The following is a 20,661-nucleotide window of genomic DNA, read 5'->3' on the forward strand; positions in this document are numbered from 1 at the left end:
GATTTAATTAAACGTCAAGCTGAGCTAACCGAATTATCATTAAAGTTAAAAACAAAATTTTCTCAACATAACAATAAAATAGAAAATTTTAATGCACAAATTAAGCAAATAAATCAACAGCAAAGTCTGCTTGGTCAATCTATTAAACAATTTAATTTAAGTACAACGGCTAGTCCAGAGACTTTCCATAAAGGCTTGTTTAGCCAAAACCAGATTCAAATTTATGGTTTTAATTCATTTGATGATTTGCGTCTAACACTTGCCCATGAATTTGGACATGCACTGGGACTAAAACACACTACTGACCCTAAATCTTTAATGTATCCTCGTTTAAAAGAGCAAGATATTCATAACTTCAAATTAACACATTCAGATTTAGACTTACTGAGTTCATTTTATAGTTCTAATAACGAAAATCATTAAAACTAACTGATTAAATAAACTAAATAAAATTAAAACTGTTCAAATTTTACTAACAAATAATTTGGCAAACGGTAAAAAATAATGAGACTAAAGTCTCATTTATTTATCAAAATTGTATATTTTTTGATTGATTTTTCATTTTATCTTCTTATAATACGTTTTTTTTAAAATCTCCCCCTGACGACTATGCGCTTAACATCTTTGTTATTAGGCTTGGCTTTTGCTTTTTCTAATTTTCAGGCCAATGCTCACCTTGCAACTCCTGTAAACACTCAAGTTCAGCAAAAAAATGCTCAACATTTGACATATAAAATTGCTGAAGTCGATCCTCGTTTTGGTTTAAGTCAAGATCAATTGATTCAGATTACTCAGCAAGCTGCTGATATTTGGAAAGAAGGTACGGGTAAAAATTACTTTACTTATGATCCAAATGCAAAGTTAGAAATTCGTCTTGTATACGATGACAGCAAAAATCGTTCAGAACAGCGTCAAAAAATCTCTGCTCAATTTAAACAAGATCAACAACGCGTAGTTGATGAACAACAGCAAATTAAGCAGTTGAAGCAAAATTTAAGTCAAACTCAATCTGATCTTGAAAACAAAAAACAGATCTTAAATGAGAAATTGAAGAATTTTGATCAACAAATGATGCAATTTAACGAAGGTAAATTAGCACCTGAATACACGGCAAAATCTCTTGCGAAAACTCAGAAAGATTTACAGAAACAGACAGTTGCTTTAAAGAAAGATATTGCTGCTTACAATCAGCAAGCTGCGGGCTTAAACAAAAAGGTTAATCACTTTAACCAGATTAATGACCAGTTCAATCAATCATTAAATCAGTTTAAGCAAAATGCACAAGCTGATGTATTTAAGAAAGGTCTTTATAACGGTAAACAAATCACAATCTATGAGTATAGCTCTATTGATGATTTACGTTTAACGATTGCTCATGAATTAGGTCATGCACTTGGCTTAAAACACTCTGATCAACCAGGCGCGTTAATGTACTCAGTTCGCAAAGACAGCGATAAAAAAAGTGATATTTTAACTGACGCTGATCGTGATCTATTAAACGCTTTACCTCAATAATTAGATATGAGACATAATGATGTATCTATTTTATAAATAGATACATCGAAATTCATGTCAAAGTCATGTTATTGTGGTTGTAAGAGCCGTCTAAAATAGAATGGAGATCAAGATGAGTTATTATCATATCCTGATTGAAGTAAATGACCACATTAGTACGATTGAACAAACTCGAGATATCGAACTATTTGATATTATTGAACTTAAACCGTACCTTCATTCTATTTTACTGCCTTATTTTAATGAGCAAGAAATTGAACTTGAAGATGAAAATATTGAATATAAAGATATTTTACATCTTGAAGTTAAGCAGACATTACTACCCATCGAACATCTAATCGAAGAAGAACAGAAGCAGTTACCAAGTGACACCGATGTCACTATTACTGCTTATGAAATCTTTAATGATCGTGATTTAAGCCAAGATGTCACTTCAGTTATTTTGGACATTTTGGAAGCTGTAAAGCTAGATTAATCCATAGTTTAACTGCTAAATAAAAAAGGTCTGCATATGCAGACCTTTTTTATTTAATGCATGCCTTATTGCATCATTTTTCGGGCTTGTTCCTGACGGAATGCTCTTAAAATTTGCTGCCCTGCCCGTCCAGTTGGATTTAAACCTAAACGAGTCTGCTCTTGACGGATAGCAATACGTGTTTTATCACCAATTAAGCCATCTACAGCACCAATATCATAGCCACGATTAATCAGAAATTGCTGAATCTCTCGACGCTCTGCACGTGAAGTACCTGGGTCATCTGTTGGCCAAGAAGCAACGAATGGCTTGCCACCTTTTAAGCGATCAGATAAATGTGCAATCGCAAGTCCATAACTTTCGGCTGCGTTATAGCTATAAATGGCATCAAAATTTTTAAATACTAAAAACACTGGGCCATTTGCTCCTGCTGGTGCCATTAAACCGGCAGACGTACTATCCGACAAAGCACCTTGAATTAAAGGTGTACCATCAATTCGGGTTACTCCACGTGCACTCCAGCTACTCAATGATTTTTTAGAGCGGCGTCCTTCTCCATCAATTGACATACCTGACGGAATTTTGACTTCAAAACCCCAAGGCATTCCCGTTTGCCAACCCGCTTTATTTAAGAAATTAGCCGTCGATGCCAATGCATCTGCCGTACTCGACACTAAATCTCGGCGACCATCACCATCAAAATCAACAGCTAAGCGTTCATAAGTTGATGGCATAAACTGTGTATGTCCAAATGCACCAGCCCATGAGCCTTTAAGTTGATCTTCGGTTAAATCGCCACGTTGTAAAATACGCATAGTGGCAAAAAATTCTGTACGGAAATAACTTTGTCGGCGCCCTTCACAACTTAATGTTCCAAGTGCTTGCAATAAAGGATATTTTCCAGAAATATCTCCAAAATTACTTTCAACACCCCATACTGCTACAATTGTTTCAGCTGGTACGCCATAAGCTTGAGATGCACGATTTAAAACATCTCGATATTGCGCTAATTTTTGTTTCCCCAGCTCAACACGCTCTTCATCTACAAGACCAGATAAATAGTCCCAAATCGGTGTAGAAAATTCTGGCTGATAATTTAACTTATCAATTACTGAGTAGTCTGGCGTTAAATTTTGCGTATAGCGGTCATAAGTGCTACCTGAAACTCCAGCAGCAATTGCCTGTGAACGTAAATTTGCTAAACAACTCTGGAAATTATTATTAGGCGTATAAGTATTGCTATTCGTTACTGGAACAGTCGCATTACTAGATATTGTAGAAGTAGAACCATTTATTACCAGCTCTGCTTGAGCCTGAGTCATTGCCAAAAATATAGACCCAACAATACAAGAAAAACGTCGCATATTATCCTAGTTCAATTTTTAAATTTAAATTTGTCTGTACCATACCATTATGGACTCAAAATTTTCAGAGAGAAATCGTAAATTTGAATTCATAATTACTTCTTTAAATTCATTTCCAAAGTTTTAAATTCAAATTTTACATCTAGTTTTGAATTTAAAACTTCTTACACAAGATTAATTGGTTTTTAAATTCAAAAATCTCTCCTGTAGTTTAAATTCAAAATATCACTTTAAATTTAAAAACCTAAACCCAATCCACCTGTGGATAACTTATAAAACCCACACCTAAACTACCTTACACACTATATTCTTTATACTTTTCATCATCCTTACGAATTATAAGGCCTTAGCTACTCATGAATACATGTTTTAAATTTAAAAGTTAGATGTAGTTTTGAATTCAAAACACCACCCAGACAACATACCTCTTTTTAAATTCAAAACAAACACAAGCTGGAGCACCAGATTTAAATTCAAACTTTAAGCATTGGGGATAACTTATTTTAAATTCAAAATCACCAAAACGACTTATTTGATTTTTTAAATTCAAAATTAGAACCTTTATTTAAATTCAAAAAGCTTAATAAAAGTTATCCACAGCAGAACAACATTAGGTTTCTTAAATTTTTTAAATTTAAAAGACAAAAAAAAGCGATCCGAAGATCGCTTTTTAGAAATTTTAACTTAATTAAATGGTCATATCAGCTGTCAATGCGAGTGGTTCTGGCAAAATTTTCGCTAATTGACGGCATAAATTCGTCAATTCATTACTATCCACAGGGATTAATGTAATGTGGCCCAACTTACGGCCAGCACGTTCTGATTTGTTATAAAGGTGCAGATGAGCGCCATTTAGTGCCAAAACATCTTCAGTTTTAGGATGCTGACCAATAATATTGATCATAACCGTTGGTCGAACAACGTCTGTTGAACCCAATGGTAGTCCTGCAACAGCTCGAATATGGTTTTCAAACTGTGAACATACGGCGCCTTCAATTGACCAGTGGCCAGAGTTATGCACACGTGGTGCCATCTCATTTGCACATAAGCCTTGTTCTGTCACAAATAGCTCGAGAGTCAGGACACCAACATAGTTGAGATGATTTAACAAACGAGTAATGTAGTCTTGAGCTACAGGTTGTAGAGCTTCACTGTTCGGTGCAGGTACGATTGAGTGCGACAAAATACCGTTGTGATGGTGATTTTCAGCTAATGGCCAAGTTTTTACTTCACCATTTTGACCGCGTACTGCAATAATCGAAACTTCGCGAGAAAATTTCACAAAACTTTCAGCAACTAAACTTTTTGCAGGACCAAGTTCAGCCCAAGCTGTATCAATTTGGTCTTCTGAACGAAGTACAAACTGACCTTTGCCATCATATCCGCCAGTTGCCGTCTTGAGTACAATCGGCAAACCAAGCTCAGCAACAGCTTTTTTCAAGCTTTCCATGCTATCTACAGCACGATACGGCGCAACAGGAATCTCAAGTTCATCAAACAATGCTTTTTCTGACAAACGATTTTGCGCAGTCGCTAAAGCAACACGGGGAGGGTGCAATGTTTTGGTTTGTGTTAAAACATCTACGTCCGCAACAGGCGTATTTTCAAACTCAAGGCTGAAAACATCAGCGCTTTCAATAAACTGCTTTAAACCTTGTTCATCTTGGCTAGAAAAAACTTGACCTAAAACACCTGCTGGACAATCTGTATTTGCTTCAAAAAAAGTACATTGAATATTTAATGGTAAAGCTGCTTGCGCCATCATACGGCCCAATTGTCCACCACCAAAAATACCGATAGTTTTATCCATTTCAGCCTCTTAAACCTGTCCCGGAATATTGTTGCTTGCAACTTTATCAGTTTGTGCAGCACGGAAATCTGCAACATTTTTTGCGATTTCAGGACGAGTTAAACCTAAGATTTGAGCAGCCATAATCGCAGCATTGGTCGCGCCAGCTGGACCAATTGCCAAAGTACCGACTGCGATACCTGCTGGCATTTGTACGATTGAAAGCAATGAATCTACGCCATTTAAAATTGATGATTTAACTGGCACACCCAACACAGGTAAGTCAGTTTTTGCAGCACACATACCTGGTAGATGTGCAGCACCACCAGCACCAGCAATAATCACTTGAATACCGCGATCACGTGCAGTTTCTGCATATTCAAATAAACGGTCTGGCGTACGGTGAGCAGATACCACTTCCGCTTCAAATGGGACACCAAGCTGTTTAAGCATATTGGCAGTGTTTTCGAGAGTTGCCCAATCAGATTGAGAACCCATAATAATTCCAACGAGAGGTTGAGCGTCTTGTGCTGCGGCCGCATTCATTGCTAATGTTCCAAAGACAAAAGTAAAAGAAGATAAATCTCGACGAGAGCCAAGTTTTAAATAGTTCGGAAGCCCATTATTATAGACTGATTTTTCATCTCACGAAAATTTAACTCACCAGCTCTGTAAATATTTTTAATCTCATAAAAAAATGTCATGCTTTAACAGTGACACATTCTCAAATTTTATTAATATAACGCGCTTAATCAAATTCATAAGAGCTTAATAATGAAAAAATTTCTTGGAGTCTTAACACTCACACTTTGCACAACAACGAGTTACGCGGCCTTAGTAAATTTAAATATCAGCGAATTTCAAAAAACCATTAAAACTTTAAATAAAGAAAAGGGTTATAACGGAGAAATCAAAAGTGGAGCATTAACTGGTAAGGTACAAGAGAAATTTATTGTCACTGGAAAATCTGCTACTGATGAGAGAGAGCCAGTTCTGATGACTGGTTATTATCTTGGTGCAACTGAGGTAGGAAATGTATATTCAATTACCGAATATCGTATTTACTGTGACGATCAGACCTATAGTTATGCTATGTCTAATTTTGAACCGGACGGCGCTTTGAGTACAACTACATTAGATAGTAATTATGCTTTTGACTATGAAGACCCAACGCCAAGAGATAAACAATTTTCTAAAATTCTAAAAAAAGCGTGTAAATATTCTGCTAAATAATCAGGTATTTGAAAAGTAATAGCTTGTAAAGTCAGTTATTCAATACAAGCTATTGCTGATTACTGGCTTCTAAATACAAAATAGACGCAGCCAAACAGGCATAACATGGCCCAAACATAGTCTAATTTAAACGGCTGCTTAAATAGCAACACCATAAATGGCACAAATACAATAAGCGTGACTACTTCTTGGGTAATTTTCATTTCACCCAAGGTCCAGTTTTGATCACTCAAGATTCGAGTTGCTGGAATCATAAAACTATATTCCAGTAGAGCAATAATCCAACCGAATAAAATCGCTTGCCAGAATGGAGCATGGTGCAAAAACTTAAGATGCCCATACCATGCAAGTGTCATAAAACAGTTCGAAATAATTAATAGCACAAAAGCTAAAACTGTTGGGCTCAAAGGCACATCCTTCATCGTCACGATGATTTAAGTATTAATATGGATCAAAAACATTATAAAAGATAAAACTATAATTCAGCTTAAATCTAAAAAATAAAGCTGTACTTTTATGAGTGCCTCAAACACATAGAACAACAACGAATTTTGACTATCTTTTCCAGTTGAGCCTTGCTATCGTTGCTGGCAAATTTATCAATAATGAAAACACAGTAATTCACATTAATACTGTGTACAAAAGCAGTGGAGAAGGCGAGCAATGCATCTGCATATCTTGGGTATTTGTGGCACTTTTATGGGCTCTTTAGCACTTTTAGCTCGTGATTTAGGACATAAGGTAACAGGTTCTGATTCAAACGTTTACCCGCCAATGTCTACCCAGTTAGAAAATGCAGGTATTGAACTCATGCAAGGCTATGACCATAGCCATTTACAGCCTCATCCGGACTTGGTTATTGTCGGCAACGCCATGAAACGTGGTATTGATGCCGTGGAATATATGCTCAATGAAGGCCTGCCATATATTTCTGGTCCACAGTTCCTTGCCGATCATGTTTTACAAGGCAAACATGTGCTTGGTGTGGCGGGTACTCATGGAAAAACAACTACTACGACTATGCTCGCTTGGGTACTTGATCAGGCTGGTTTAAACCCAGGCTTTTTAATTGGTGGTGTACCACTGGGTTTTAGTGAAAGCGCTCGTTTAGGCGGTGGTAAATACTTCTGCGTTGAAGCCGACGAATATGACTCAGCTTTCTTTGATAAACGTTCTAAGTTTGTTCATTATCATCCAAAAACGGCGATTTTAAATAACCTTGAATTTGACCATGCCGATATTTTTGATGACCTAGCAGCGATTCAAAAACAGTTCCATCATCTTGTTCGTACCATTCCAAGTGAAGGCCGTATTATTGCGCCAATTACTGAAACGCATATTGATGAAGTGCTTGAAATGGGTTGCTGGACGCCAGTGATTCGTACAAGTTTAGAAGCGAATGAAAAAGCTGCTTTATCTGCCGAATTAATTTCAATTGATGGCAGCCATTTTAAAGTACTCGAAAATGGCAATGCCGTTGGTGAAGTGAAATGGAGCATGACAGGGCAACATAGCGTAGCTAATGCTTTGGCAACCATTGCAGCCGCTCAACATGTGGGCGTTGCACTTGCAACAGCTTGTGAAGCTTTATCTAACTTTGGCGGTGTGAAACGCCGTATGGAGTTACTCGGTACAGTCAATGGTATTGAGGTTTATGATGACTTTGCTCACCATCCAACAGCAATTGATACAACTTTAGATGGCGCACGCAAACGCTTAGGTGAGCGCCGTTTATGGGCCATTATTGAACCGCGCTCAAATACCATGCGTATGGGCAGTCATAAGGATGGCTTAGCGCATTCAGCACGATTAGCAGATGACGTTATCTGGTACCAGCCAGAAGGTTTAGACTGGGATTTACAACCTGTAATTGAAGCTGCATCAAACCGTGCTCAAGTCAGCCGTTCACTTGATGAAATTATTGACCGTATTGTCAATGAAGCAGGTGAGGGCGATGCTGTGGTGATTATGTCTAACGGTGGCTTTGGTGGCTTACATCAAAAACTTTTGAGTGCATTAAAAGCAAAAGCTGCTTAACTTTCTCTCTAGATGATTTAATAAAAAAATGGGTTTCAGTTTGAAACCCGTTTTTTTATTTTAATGGTTTTTAAACCTGCTTTGGCTCTATATCTTCTATAAATTTATTCGAGATGAATAAACGTAACGTATAGACAATACCCATCGCAAACACGCTATATCCCACGTTATTACAAATGAACGGAATACATAAAATAATAAGCGCGGTAATAGGATAAAACCATTTAGAAATTCCAGCTAAACATTCAAACTCGTATAACATCCATATACAAGTGGTATAAAGCACTACACTTACTGCGACAATTACACCCATATATAAATCAGAGATATGTGCATGATGGGTAGTAACATCCACGGCGGCGGCAAGCGCAGCACCTACGGCAGCAATACTCACAAAAACAAAATAATGGCCATAACCCCATACAAATGGACGCACACCTTTAAAATGATGATGTTGTTCACTGCGATCAAAGTAAGCCCACCACATTGCAAACATCAACATTAATCCGCCAATCATTAAAAAAACAGCCGGAATATTGATAGATTGAGCCGCAAGCGCATCACGTATGGCATTAAAACTACCTACAATTGATTCGCCCAAAACAATAATGGTGAGGAGAGCATAGCGCTCTACAATATGATGAGGGTGCCACGGCGTAGGCGAATGTTTTTCTGCATAGATGGGAACGAATAACTCGAACACAACTAGACATAAAAATAGAGGTATAGAAAGGACATGAGCAAAGTTAGCTACAAGCCAACCAATTTGTACCAAGACTATACCGATCGCATAGCGGTAAGCCGTAACTCGCCGTTCAGGATCATGTTTTGCTGCTCGGAGCCACTGGGTGACTAAAGCCAAGCGCATAATCACATAGCCCACAATAATGATGTCAAAATCCTGACTACGAAACACATCAGGAATACCTGCGGCCATCACCAATGAACCTACAATCTGTACAAAAGTAAGGCATCGATACAATGCATCATCATTATCGTAAGCTGAAGCGAACCATGAAAAATTCATCCATGCCCACCACAGCGCAAAAAACACCATTAGGTAGCTTGGCAGAGCATGCCAGAGATGATTTTCAATAATTGCGTGGTGTAACTGCTGACCTGCTGTTGCAATCGCGACCACAAAAATTAAATCGAACAATAATTCGAGGGGAGTTGCTGCTCTATGCGGCTGTTTAGGATCTCTTGGAGATAAAGGCCTCAAACTTAATTTTTTCTGTTTTTCTTGAGTAGTCATAAAATAACGTTCTCGAATAAAGTGCCAACACGTTAACACTTTAATATTAACCACCAGATCACGCATTAAAAATTATTTAGGTCTGCTGATTAATCTTTACTCATCAATAAACTATATTTCATTTTTGTGACAATTCTTTATCAAGACAATAGGTTTAATTCTTTATCATAGCTCACGTTTTTTTGTTCTTGTTTGGAATATGAATGTCTTTAGAAACACTCAACCTTAGCTTATTCCATGTCATAAATGGTGCTCAGGATGCGAGTCAATTTATCATTCGTCTTGCTATCTTTTTTGCTAATGATCTCCTGTATATCCTGTTATTCATCCTTACATTTTTATGGTTTTATGGCGATCAAGATTTAAAAAATAGGGTCATTAAATCTGTCTTTTTAACCTGCATATCACTTTTAGTGGGTTATGTTATTTCTTTGTTTTATCACCATCCAAGACCATTTGTAATGGGTGTGGGCACCACCTTTATTGAACATGCACCAACAGCGTCTTTTCCAAGTAATCATATGCTGATTTTCAGCACCATCGCGTTGTCTTATTTGTTTGCTCAGCGCAAAATGATTGGAATGATTCTGTTATTTTTGTCATTTGTGGTGGCGTGGTCACGTATTTATTTAGGTGTGCATTTCCCTTTAGACATGTTGGGGGCTTTTATTGTCGCGCTTCTGGTCAACACAGCAGGTTATTACTTCTGGAATGCTTACGGTACAAGTTTGACCGCATTCTTTATTCACCTTTACCAGATTATATGCAAACCGCTTTTAGACCGCGGTTTGATTAAATAATGCGTAGATCTTTTTGGGATTAAAAGCACCCTCTTAAGTTCAGTTGCGTAATACAAAAAAATCTGCCATTCTATGTAAAATTGGATAGGTTTTATCCAATACAGAATTTAGTTTGACAAGGGGAGTAGCCTCCTCCAAACATAACAGCAATGTTATGTGTCAGATATCGTCAATACACTTTTATTAAAAAGTCGGTATCTGAGCATCGTGAAATTCATGATGTAGGCAAGACCTTGATCATGTTGATACAGATGTTTAATTCATCTGGCAACTGGTCGAGGTTTTTTTATGCCCAGTTGCCGGATGTATGGAAGATTTATGGAAACAATCGGCAATTTATGGCTGTACGTAGCATTCTTTGGCATAGTCATTGTCATGCTTCTGATTGACTTCTTGGGCTTTAAGCAAAAACAAGGTCAAGATGTCTCAATTAAGCAAGCTGCTTACTGGAGCGTGGCGTGGGTAAGCGTTGCAGCCTTATTTGGTGGTGGTTTATGGCTCTACCTACAACAAACGGTTGGGGTGACCTTAGCAAACCAAAAAACCATGGAATACTTTGCAGGTTACTTACTCGAAAAGTCCCTCGCAATTGACAACGTTTTCGTCTGGTTAATGATTTTCGCAGCGTTTGCTATTCCAGCTGCATTACAACGTAAAATTTTGCTCTACGGAGTATTAGGCGCAATCGTACTGCGTACCCTTTTTATTTTTATTGGTGCATGGTTCGTACAAGAGTTCTCTTGGGTGCTTTATATTTTCGGTGCGTTCTTGGTTTATACAGGCTTTAAGTTCTTAAAAGGCCAAGAAGAAGAAACCAATATTGAAGATATCAAAGCTCTAAAATGGCTACGTAAGCACATGCGTATTACCCCACAGCTTGATGGTGACAAATTCTTTGTACGCCAAAATGGTTTATTGTGGGCAACGCCGTTATTTCTAGTGTTGATTTTGGTTGAAGCTTCAGATGTAATTTTCGCGGTAGATTCTATTCCTGCTATTTTCGCTGTTACTAGCGATCCGTTTATTGTTTTAACGGCGAATTTAATGGCAATTTTAGGTTTACGAGCAATGTTCTTCTTGCTTGCTGGCGCTGCTTCTAAATTGCATTACTTACCGTATGGCTTAGGCATCATCTTATTGTTCATTGGCGCGAAAATGTTGTTGCTTGATGTATTCCACATGCCAATCTGGATCTCGTTAAGCTTTATCGTAATCGTGTTAGCAATTACTGCTTACCTCTCTTTACGTCATAATAAGCGACACATCTCATAGAATCTTTACTTACATAATATTAAAGGGCTTTCATAGAAAGCCCTTTTTAAATTAGGAATTGACTATTTTTAATTTTGGCCATTGTTGTAACCAATTTTTGCTTTCTACACGATTTTTGAAAGTCTGATAACTAACTAGAGCTGAATTCCAACGTAGATTCAATTCAAATAAATCTGATAAGCCAAAAGGTGCAATTATTTCTAAATTACCGAAAGTGTCGAAACGTATTGCTACAGCTGTTGCTGTTTCTGACCATAATGATAATGCTTCCTCAATCGAAGTTAATAGTTGAATTTTTTCACCATTATCTTTACGGTACCATGTATGTACTAAAGCCTGATTAACAACATCCCAATCTTGATTTGGAAATTTGCTTTTTAAATCACTTTGCAATTCTTTTTGATAACTATCATCATATTCATCAGCATTATAATAAATCACATCCATATCACTTGTATTTAAATCATAAGTTTTGCCATGTAAATATGACCAAACAGTGTTTCTTACAGCACCAGCACTTAAATAAATTTTTGGATGCAATTGAGAAATGATAGATAATATCTTTAATAAACAAGGAGATTTCATCACCAAATCAATAAAATCTTGTTGATAATTATTATATATAATTGTCATATTTGGAAAAATACTAAAGTCATCCACCATGTAATAGTACATAGAAGCTCTGTACTTTAAAAGTGCTGATCAATATCATATGCCAACTTAAAATTTATCTTTCCTAATCAGAAACATAATAGATAATAGCTATTCGGTATTTTATGCCGAACATACTTATTAAAATGTGTGGAGTCTCATGCGTTCTAAAAAAATTAATCTTGTCGTGGTCCCTTTATTACTCACGGCATGTAGCCATAATGATGGTCCTTTAGTACAAGATGTATATAACAACCAATATGACTGTGCTCGCGACTGGAATAACGAAACATGTAAACAAGAAAATAGCTCAAGTGGACATGGTTCTAGTTATGTCGGTAGCCGCTATTTAGGTCCTGCGTATTATCAAAATAATCGGGAAGTTTCTTTTCACGGAAATACCTTGCATCCCTACAGCAATTTGAGTGTAGGTCACCCCATTATTTCAAATACGGCAAAAAGCGCATCTTCTTCATCCCCAATTCGTGGGGGTTTTGGTCGTAGCGGCTTCTCTTTCGGCGGCTAAATTCTCAGGCATTCACTGAATATGAAAAGAAAAATATTTACTCCACGTCCAGACTGGCAAGTGGAGCATCAAAATATTGGTTTTGATTATTTTAATTTACCTTCTCTCGATGGCTCAATTTACTGGTCTGAAGGGGTTGCTTATGAATTTACGCTTAAGCAGATTGAACAACTTGAAGATGCAGCAAATGAGCTACATCAGATGTGTTTATCGGTAGTAGGAGACCTCATTCAACGGGGCAACTATCCTGCTTATTTTCAAATTCCTGAAGTCGCTATAAACCATATTGAACATTCATGGAAACAAAATGCTCCCATGCTCTATGGTCGCTTTGATTTCGCTTACGATGGGCGAAATATCAAAATGCTGGAATATAACGCAGACACACCGACCGGCTTACTCGAAGCCTCTGTCGCACAGTGGCTGTGGATAGAACAAGTCTCGGGCATTGCAAACCGAGATCAATTCAATAGTATTCATGAAGACCTGATTAAACGCTGGAAGACAATTTTACCGCGTGGTAGCCATGTGCATTTTGCTGCCTGTCAGGAGGCTGGAAGGGAAGACTGGGGCAATTTAGAGTACTTGATGGATACCGCTTATCAAGCTCATCTACAGGTTTCCGAGCTTTCTATGGAAAACATAGGCTGGAACGGGCAAGATTTTGTCGATCTTCATAATCACCCCATTCAAAACATATTTAAGCTCTACCCATGGGAATGGATTTGGGAAGAAGCATTTTCTCAATATATCCATCCACAAACACAGTGGATTGAACCTTGCTGGAAAATGTTACTTTCAAATAAGGCGATTTTGGTTGAGCTTTGGAAGCGTTATCCAAACCATCCATTATTGGTTGAAACCCATACCTATGACCCGCAACAAGCTTTGTCTGGTAAATGGGTGAAAAAGCCGATTTTGGCAAGGGAAGGGGCCAATATTCGAGTTTTACAAGACGGCCATGACCAAGGCGCGGCTTCTGGTAGCTTTTATTTTGATGACTATGACAAATACGGTTATGTCGTACAGAAATGGGTAGATACCCCATTATTTTCAGGGCAACTGCCTACACTCGGTTTATGGATGGTTGGACATCAATGTGCAGGCATATCTATTCGTGAAGATTGCTACGACATTATTGGTAATGATGCTCACTTTACAGCGCATTATTTTGTCGAGTAATAAACGCCTAGAGATATTTAAAAAAGCACTTTTAAAGTGCTTTTTTATTGAGTATTACTTGCGATCATTTAGTGCATTTTAAGTAAACAGCGCATAATGAGCTTTCATTTTTAAAGTTAAATTAGAACAAAAATTCAAAAACACAATAATATAAGTTTATGTATTTTAATAATATTTTATTAATTCATTTATTAAAAATTAATATTGGCAAGCTCTTTGCATCTCCTAAAAAGAAAAAAGCCTAGATTTTAAGGGCTCGCGAGAGCCCTGATTTTTTTAAGGAGTGATGCCATGAATGCTATTCCAACTTTAACGCCACTTGCCATGCCGTGTAACAGCAGTTTTGAAGCAAAAGATTGGGAAATTTTATCAAGTCACTGGTATCCGGTTGCGCGTATTCAAGATGTCTCTACAGCGCCTCAACGCGTCACGCTACTAGACGTCAACATGGCCCTGTATAAAACAGAAAGTGGGGAAATTCATCTGGTTCGAGATATTTGCCCACATCGTGGGGTGCCATTAACCAAAGGTTGGGTGGATGGTGAGGAGATTGTCTGTCCTTATCATGGTCTACGCTATAACAGCGAAGGGAAATGTACCCAAATACCAGCTCAGCCCGAACTGACTAAAATTTCTGATCGTTTTTCTCTGACCAAATTTCCTGTTGTTGAACGATATGGTCTGATTTGGACCAGTATTCATGGTCGTGATGTTACTCAAGCCAATATTCCTGTATTAGATACTTGGGACCATGCAGAGCATCAATCAATTTTACCGCCTTTTGTGGATATTGGCGGTTCTAGCGGACGTCAACTCGAAGGATTTATCGATGTCGCTCATTTTGCATGGGTGCATCACAATGCCTTTGCCAGTCGCGATAATCCCGTTGTCCCTAAGTACCACACTGAACGGACCGCCTACGGCTTAAAAACAGACTATATCAGCAATGTCAGTAACTATCCGCATGAATTAAAACATCTCGAACCAGAAGGCTTTTTGTGGAAGCGCACCTTTGAGGTCTATCCACCTTTTTCAGCTGTACTTACGGTCGATTTTCCAGAAGGTGGGGTCTTAAAAATCTTAAATGCCTGTTGTCCTGTTTCAAGTAATAAAACCCGTTTATTTGTTCCACTCACCCGTAACTTTGACCAAACTGGCGATTTAGAAAAGGTATATGCATTTAATGCACAAATTTTTGCTGAAGACCAAGATATGGTCGAATCACAAAAGCCGGAAGACCTGCCACTTGATTTAATGATGGAAGCACATTTTGAAGCAGACCGTTCGTCAACGACTTATCGACGGATTTTGGCAGAATGGGGACTAAGTAAACGTTATACCGTTTAAATATTAGCTAACTGGGTTACAATCAATCGAAAAAAGTGAAAATATAAAGGCTTTCCATGTCATTGATCGCAAATACCACCGTTGTGCGTGGTCGTTTTTTAGATATTCAACAAACTGTCTCTGAGCCAACTGATATTCCAAATCAAGTGCGTTATTTAGAAGATGGTGTATTGATTAGTGAACATGGAAAAATCAAATGGTTTGGTGCATGGGAAGAAGCTCAACAGCATCTTCCTACTGGGATCGAGGTTCAACATTACCCAGAACAATTGATTGTACCTGGCTTTATTGATACCCATATCCACTTTCCACAAACCGAAATGGTAGGAGCTTACGGCGAACAACTTCTAAGTTGGCTCAATACTTATACTTTCCCAACCGAAATCCAATTTCAGGACAAAGCATACGCAAGTGAAATTGCCCAGTTCTTTGTTCAGGAACTCTTAAAACACGGTACAACTACAGCCCTCGTTTTCTGTACAGTTCATCCCGAGTCTGTTGATGCCTTATTTGAAGCCGCAGAACGCGTTCAGATGCGTTTGATTGCAGGGAAGGTACTCATGGACCGTAATGCTCCTGAAGCGCTTTGTGACACACCAGAAACAGCTTACAGCGACACTAAAGCACTCATTGAAAAATGGCATGGTAAGGGCCGTGCTCTCTATGCAATTACGCCACGTTTTGCACCTACTTCTACACCTGAACAATTAGAAAGAGCAGGGCAGTTAAAACAAGAGTTTCCGGATGTTTATGTCCATACGCATTTAAGTGAAAACAAAGATGAAATCGCTTGGGTGAAATCTTTATTTCCGGAACAAGCAGGCTACTTAGATGTTTATCAACATTATGGCTTGACTGGTAAGCGTTCTGTTTTTGCACATTGCGTTCACTTGGAAGATCAAGAATGGCAATGTCTGCATGATATGCAATCGGCTATCGCATTTTGTCCGACTTCAAACTTGTTCTTAGGTAGTGGTTTATTCCCATTGAAAAAAACATGGGAAAAACAAGTGAAGGTAGGCTTAGGTACAGACATAGGCGCAGGTACATCATTCAGCTTACTCCAAACCGTTAATGAGGCTTATAAGGTTCAGCAATTACAAGGCGATAAACTCTCAGCTTATGAAGCGCTTTATCATGCAACCCTAGGCGGAGCAAAAGCACTCGATTTGCAAGATCAGTTAGGCAACTTCAACGTCGGTAAAGAAGCAGACTTTGTGGTACTCAACCTAAAACCAACCGCACTCCAGCAACTTCGCCAGTCTAAATCTAAATCCGTTGAAGATTCACTGTTTGCATTATTCACCTTAGGTGATGATCGTAATATTGAGGCGACTTATATTTATGGAAAACGTGCTTATCAAAAAGAAACAGCCAAATAGAAAAGGTATTGTTAAGTTTTTGTTATTATTTGGAATATGTGCTGTTGTGTTAAAGCGTGATCGACATAATCCGCAAAATGATAAAATTTCAAAGCCATCAAAGGGTGCATGAAACGTCATTTTGCTTTAAAATTTTACCATTAACTCAGTTTTTCGAGGTGTTGCAGGTCAACACCTTTTTTATTTTTTCTTTTATATCTTGTAGGAATCTGCCATGACTGTTGCAATGAGCATCATGATTTCAACCGAAGAAATTCAAGCAAAAGTCAAAGAGCTCGGCGAGAAAATCAATTCTCACTATGCAAATAGTGACAAAGAATTGGTTCTGATTGGTCTACTTCGTGGTTCTGTTATTTTCATGGCAGACTTATGCCGTACCATTACCAAACCACACGAACTCGACTTCATGACAGTGTCTAGCTACGGCGGTGGTACCACTTCAAGTCGAGACGTTAAAATCTTAAAAGATCTTGACGGTGAAATTCGCGGTAAAGATGTGCTTGTGGTTGAAGACATTATCGACTCAGGCAACACCTTAAGCAAAGTTGTGGAAATGTTGCAAACTCGCGAACCAAATTCAATTCAATTATGCACATTAGTGAGCAAACCATCTCGCCGTGAAATTGATCTCGAGGTTAAATTTTTAGGCTTCGAAGTTGAAGATAGGTTTATTGTGGGTTATGGCTTAGATTACGATCAAAAATATCGTCATCTGCCTTTTATTGGTGAAATTGGCCTATAAATTTCATAAAAATAGCACCTTAAGGTGCTATTTTTTTATATAACGTTTTAGCTTTGAACAAAAAAGACACAAAAAGTCGCAATCTGCTACAGACAAAATAGACAGCTCTGTCGCACGATAGAATATGAAGCAAAATCATTAACTTCATCAAAAAAACAACTGGAGAACAAATATGTGGTCACTTATTGTTGCTATTGTGGTTGGTTTCTTCGCTGGCTTAATTGCTCGTGCTTTGCATCCAGGTGATGATAAAGCAGGTTTCATCGTTACGACTTTGATTGGTATTGCAGGTTCACTTCTAGCCACTTATGGTGGTCGTTTGCTTGGGCTTTACGGCGAAAACTCAGCTGCAGGCTTTATCGCTTCCGTGATTGGTGCAGTCATTATTCTTTTCATTTACAACTTGATTGTCCGAAAAAGCTAAACTTTAATTTGTTCATAAAAAAAGCACCTTAAGGTGCTTTTTTTTTTTAATTTATAGACCCAGTTCTTTCCAAACTTCCTGAATTTCTTCAGCAGATCTTGCACCTACCAATTTAAAACCGTTTGCAAAAACTAGGGTAGGAGTAGCATTAAAACCTAATTTTTTACCCAACTCTAAGTTACGATCAATTGGGTTTGCACAACTTGCAACTGTTGGTTTTACACCTTGTTCAATTAGCTTTTTCCAAGAATATGATTGGTTCGGTGCGCACCAAACTTGTCTGGAAACGACAATAGATTGAGGTTTTAAAGGATAGATAAACGTGTAAATTGTTACGTCTTTAAGTTTATCGAGTTCAGGTTCAAGCTTTTTACAGTAAGGACAATTTGGGTCAGAAAATACCGCTAAAACATGCTGACCGTTACCTTTGACTGTTTTAATAGCATCTTTTAAAGGCAATTGTTTCCAATCAATTGAGTTTTGTCCTAAAACCAAGTCTTTGGTTAAATTCTTCTGGTCCTTTAAGCGAATCATAGAGCCTACCAACATATGCTGACCATCTTCACCAAGATAAATAATTTGTTGATCGAGATTGGCGCTATATAGCCCTGACATTTCGGTTTTCTGAATATTGCTAATTTTCAAATTAGGATATTGTTTTTTAATATTTTCCCGAACAGTATCTACATTAGCGAAACTCAAACTTGTAGTTAAGCTAAATAATGCCAATATTCCTATTTTTTTAAGCATAAAACCAACTCATTGGTAGGAGAGGAGATCATTTTAATCAGTTCAGCTCATGAAAACAGAACTGATTACCGAGTTATAACCAAACTCCCACATCATTATGCTTATGTTTCACGTGGAACATAAGTCGCTTTTAGAAAGTCCTTCAACCTGATTTTGATGATGACGTGATACACTATGGGCGTGTATAACATTCAAACCAAATATACTCCCTACCAGTATATTGAATTATTAAGAGAAAACAGATGAGTCACATTGGTCAGGATAAAAAAATTCTTAATCGTGTAAAACGACTAAAAGGGCAAATCAACAGCATTGAAAATGCGATAGAACAACCAGAATCATCATGCATTGATATTTTGCAGCAAGTTGCAGCGATCAAAGGTGCAATAAACGGTTTAATGAGTGAATTGATGGAACAACACTTACACCACCATGTACTTCAAGGTGCTGAAGTCGATCAAAATGAGTTAGATGAATTTTTAAAAGTTTTAAAGAGATACGGCTAAGGAAATTACTGGATGACATAGCCTCTACATCATCCAGTTTTTTTTATTATTTTCCAATACAGAAAGAACCAAAGATTTTGCCTAATAGGTCGTCAGCACTAAAGTCACCTGTAATCTCACCTAAAGCATTTTGAGCAAGGCGTAATGATTCGGCAACAAGCTCACCAGCGTTAAATACAACAAGTTGCTCACGTGCTTCTGAAAGATAGAGCTGTGTGCGCTTCATTGCGTCTAAATGGCGTGTTCTTGCAATAAACGTATCTTCCTCAGGATGAAAGCCTGCATGAGCTGTAATCGCATCTACGAGGCCTTGTACGCCCATCTCTTGTTTTGCAGAAACTGTAATATGACGGAACCCTTGAAAATCAGTAATTTCAGCTACCTGTCCAGTTAAGTCGCATTTATTACCAATTAACATTAAACGACGTGGTTCAATATGTTCAGCGAAATATTCTTGAGCGAGTTTTAAGGGGTCATCACCTTGATTTAAATCATAAACCAACAATAATAAATCAGCTTGTTCAATTTCTTTAATTGCTCTACGAATCCCTTCTTTTTCAACAATATCACCTGTTTCACGAAGGCCAGCGGTGTCTGTTAAGGTAATTGGCAGACCATTTAAGCTAATTTTTTCATGCAAAACATCGCGAGTTGTGCCAGCAATGTCCGTCACAATAGCGCGTTCTACACCAGCAAGCGCATTTAATAAGCTCGATTTACCCGCATTCGGTTTACCCGCAATAACAACTTGCAAACCTTCACGTAAGAGTTGCCCTTGTCGTGCAGAAGTTTGAACCGCATGTACCGACTGCTGGACATCTTCCAGTAAAGCTAAAATCTTACCATCTGCTAAGAAATCGATTTCCTCTTCAGGAAAATCAATTGCAGCTTCGACATGTAATCGTAAATGGATCAGTTTTTCTAAAACCGTATTAATTTTTGTTGAAAATGCGCCCTGTAAAGAGCGAACAGCAGAGCGTGCCGCAGCTTGAGAGGTTGCATCAATCAAGTCAGCAATCGCTTCTGCTTGTACCAAGTCCATTTTGCCATTTTCAAAAGCTCGCATGGAGAACTCACCAGCTTTTGCAGCAATTGCACCTAGCTCAAATAAACGGCCAAGGAGAGCATTTTGAATGACTGGACCGCCGTGCCCCTGTAGCTCGACAACATCTTCACCAGTAAACGAATGCGGATTTGGAAAGCACAAGACAATCCCTTCATCCATGATGCTTCCATCAGCATCATAAAACTTACGAAAACCAGCCATACGTGCTTCAGGCAAGTTTTTTTGCGTCAGCTTTTGAGCAATTTCATAGGCCTTAGGTCCAGATAAGCGAATCACGCCCACTCCACCACGCCCTGGCGGCGTTGCAATTGCAGCAATTGTGGTTTGACTTTGCATATTATTCAC

At 38.1% G+C, this 20,661-nt stretch carries 21 protein-coding genes and 1 pseudogene; 14 read left to right on the top strand and 8 right to left on the bottom strand.

Annotation, left to right across the window (positions count from 1 at the left end):
- The 3 genes and pseudogenes from ACH63V_RS13180 to ACH63V_RS13190 all read left to right on the top strand — a co-directional run.
- A partial coding sequence (locus ACH63V_RS13180; protein WP_396463757.1) for a matrixin family metalloprotease occupies positions 1-423 on the top strand: 423 nt, incomplete at its 5' end.
- 81 nt (positions 424-504) lie between these two features.
- Positions 505-1,515, top strand: a pseudogene (locus tag ACH63V_RS13185) (matrixin family metalloprotease).
- A 100-nt stretch (positions 1,516-1,615) separates the two neighbouring features.
- Positions 1,616-1,990, top strand: a complete 375-nt coding sequence (locus ACH63V_RS13190) for a hypothetical protein (RefSeq protein WP_077164428.1) — start codon at positions 1,616-1,618, stop codon at positions 1,988-1,990.
- Positions 1,991-2,055: 65 nt separating this feature from the next.
- Here ACH63V_RS13190 and ACH63V_RS13195 read toward each other — a convergent pair whose 3' ends face one another.
- The 3 genes from ACH63V_RS13195 to purE all read right to left on the bottom strand — a co-directional run bounded on the left by ACH63V_RS13195 (position 2,056) and on the right by purE (position 5,689).
- Positions 2,056-3,354, bottom strand: coding sequence for a lytic murein transglycosylase (locus tag ACH63V_RS13195; RefSeq protein ID WP_396463758.1), 1,299 nt, complete (start codon positions 3,352-3,354; stop codon positions 2,056-2,058).
- A gap of 688 nt (positions 3,355-4,042) precedes the next feature.
- The gene (locus tag ACH63V_RS13200; RefSeq protein ID WP_396463759.1) at positions 4,043-5,164 is read right to left on the bottom strand and encodes a 5-(carboxyamino)imidazole ribonucleotide synthase; all 1,122 of its coding nucleotides are present in this window, start codon (positions 5,162-5,164) and stop codon (positions 4,043-4,045) included.
- Positions 5,165-5,173: 9 nt separating this feature from the next.
- Positions 5,174-5,689, bottom strand: coding sequence for a 5-(carboxyamino)imidazole ribonucleotide mutase (gene purE / locus ACH63V_RS13205; protein WP_311070317.1), 516 nt, complete (start codon positions 5,687-5,689; stop codon positions 5,174-5,176).
- Positions 5,690-5,917: 228 nt separating this feature from the next.
- On the opposite strand from purE, the gene ACH63V_RS13210 reads away from it, so the two are divergent.
- Entirely contained in the window at positions 5,918-6,376 is a 459-nt protein-coding gene (locus tag ACH63V_RS13210) for a hypothetical protein (RefSeq protein WP_311070318.1), read from the top strand.
- A gap of 59 nt (positions 6,377-6,435) precedes the next feature.
- On the opposite strand, the gene ACH63V_RS13215 is transcribed toward ACH63V_RS13210, so the two are convergent.
- A complete protein-coding gene (locus ACH63V_RS13215; RefSeq protein WP_004711246.1) occupies positions 6,436-6,798 on the bottom strand; it encodes a DMT family protein in 363 nt (120 codons plus the stop codon).
- Positions 6,799-7,039: 241 nt separating this feature from the next.
- Between ACH63V_RS13215 and mpl the strand changes: the two genes are divergently transcribed.
- On the top strand, positions 7,040-8,413 hold the full coding sequence (gene mpl / locus ACH63V_RS13220) for a UDP-N-acetylmuramate:L-alanyl-gamma-D-glutamyl-meso-diaminopimelate ligase (protein ID WP_396463760.1): 1,374 nt from the start codon (positions 7,040-7,042) through the stop codon (positions 8,411-8,413).
- Positions 8,414-8,483: 70 nt separating this feature from the next.
- Here the strand turns inward: mpl and ACH63V_RS13225 are convergent, their stop codons facing one another.
- Positions 8,484-9,734: a low temperature requirement protein A gene (locus ACH63V_RS13225; protein ID WP_233930763.1), complete on the bottom strand. Its 1,251-nt coding sequence runs from the start codon at positions 9,732-9,734 to the stop codon at positions 8,484-8,486.
- Between the two features lie 137 nt (positions 9,735-9,871).
- Between ACH63V_RS13225 and ACH63V_RS13230 the strand changes: the two genes are divergently transcribed.
- On the top strand, positions 9,872-10,468 hold the full coding sequence (locus ACH63V_RS13230; protein ID WP_289736568.1) for an undecaprenyl-diphosphatase: 597 nt from the start codon (positions 9,872-9,874) through the stop codon (positions 10,466-10,468).
- 318 nt (positions 10,469-10,786) lie between these two features.
- Complete coding sequence (locus ACH63V_RS13235) at positions 10,787-11,740, top strand: TerC family protein (protein WP_396463761.1); 954 nt, start codon at positions 10,787-10,789, stop codon at positions 11,738-11,740.
- 51 nt (positions 11,741-11,791) lie between these two features.
- Here the strand turns inward: ACH63V_RS13235 and ACH63V_RS13240 are convergent, their stop codons facing one another.
- A complete protein-coding gene (locus ACH63V_RS13240) occupies positions 11,792-12,415 on the bottom strand; it encodes a nucleotidyltransferase family protein (protein ID WP_396463762.1) in 624 nt (207 codons plus the stop codon).
- A 136-nt stretch (positions 12,416-12,551) separates the two neighbouring features.
- On the opposite strand from ACH63V_RS13240, the gene ACH63V_RS13245 reads away from it, so the two are divergent.
- The 6 genes from ACH63V_RS13245 to ACH63V_RS13270 all read left to right on the top strand — a co-directional run bounded on the left by ACH63V_RS13245 (position 12,552) and on the right by ACH63V_RS13270 (position 17,994).
- Positions 12,552-12,917 carry a hypothetical protein gene (locus tag ACH63V_RS13245; RefSeq protein WP_396463763.1) on the top strand — a complete coding sequence of 122 codons (366 nt, stop codon included), beginning with the start codon at positions 12,552-12,554 and terminating at the stop codon, positions 12,915-12,917.
- Positions 12,918-12,938: 21 nt separating this feature from the next.
- Positions 12,939-14,099, top strand: coding sequence for a glutathionylspermidine synthase family protein (locus tag ACH63V_RS13250; RefSeq protein WP_396463764.1), 1,161 nt, complete (start codon positions 12,939-12,941; stop codon positions 14,097-14,099).
- A gap of 291 nt (positions 14,100-14,390) precedes the next feature.
- A complete protein-coding gene (locus ACH63V_RS13255) occupies positions 14,391-15,446 on the top strand; it encodes a Rieske 2Fe-2S domain-containing protein (RefSeq protein WP_396463765.1) in 1,056 nt (351 codons plus the stop codon).
- Positions 15,447-15,502: 56 nt separating this feature from the next.
- Positions 15,503-16,828 carry a guanine deaminase gene (gene guaD, locus ACH63V_RS13260; protein WP_396463766.1) on the top strand — a complete coding sequence of 442 codons (1,326 nt, stop codon included), beginning with the start codon at positions 15,503-15,505 and terminating at the stop codon, positions 16,826-16,828.
- A 214-nt stretch (positions 16,829-17,042) separates the two neighbouring features.
- Positions 17,043-17,570, top strand: coding sequence for a hypoxanthine phosphoribosyltransferase (gene hpt, locus ACH63V_RS13265; protein WP_396463767.1), 528 nt, complete (start codon positions 17,043-17,045; stop codon positions 17,568-17,570).
- 172 nt (positions 17,571-17,742) lie between these two features.
- Positions 17,743-17,994 carry a GlsB/YeaQ/YmgE family stress response membrane protein gene (locus ACH63V_RS13270; protein ID WP_004884259.1) on the top strand — a complete coding sequence of 84 codons (252 nt, stop codon included), beginning with the start codon at positions 17,743-17,745 and terminating at the stop codon, positions 17,992-17,994.
- Positions 17,995-18,045: 51 nt separating this feature from the next.
- Here the strand turns inward: ACH63V_RS13270 and ACH63V_RS13275 are convergent, their stop codons facing one another.
- Positions 18,046-18,744, bottom strand: a complete 699-nt coding sequence (locus tag ACH63V_RS13275) for a DsbC family protein (RefSeq protein ID WP_396463768.1) — start codon at positions 18,742-18,744, stop codon at positions 18,046-18,048.
- Positions 18,745-18,986: 242 nt separating this feature from the next.
- Between ACH63V_RS13275 and ACH63V_RS13280 the strand changes: the two genes are divergently transcribed.
- Complete coding sequence (locus ACH63V_RS13280) at positions 18,987-19,250, top strand: metal/formaldehyde-sensitive transcriptional repressor (RefSeq protein ID WP_100291111.1); 264 nt, start codon at positions 18,987-18,989, stop codon at positions 19,248-19,250.
- Between the two features lie 46 nt (positions 19,251-19,296).
- Here ACH63V_RS13280 and mnmE read toward each other — a convergent pair whose 3' ends face one another.
- A complete protein-coding gene (gene mnmE, locus ACH63V_RS13285; RefSeq protein ID WP_311070328.1) occupies positions 19,297-20,652 on the bottom strand; it encodes a tRNA uridine-5-carboxymethylaminomethyl(34) synthesis GTPase MnmE in 1,356 nt (451 codons plus the stop codon).
- Positions 20,653-20,661 lie beyond the last annotated feature (9 nt).

Source organism: Acinetobacter sp. ABJ-A23_2 (assembly GCF_044538765.1).
In the GTDB taxonomy this organism is placed as follows: domain Bacteria; phylum Pseudomonadota; class Gammaproteobacteria; order Pseudomonadales; family Moraxellaceae; genus Acinetobacter; species Acinetobacter nosocomialis_A.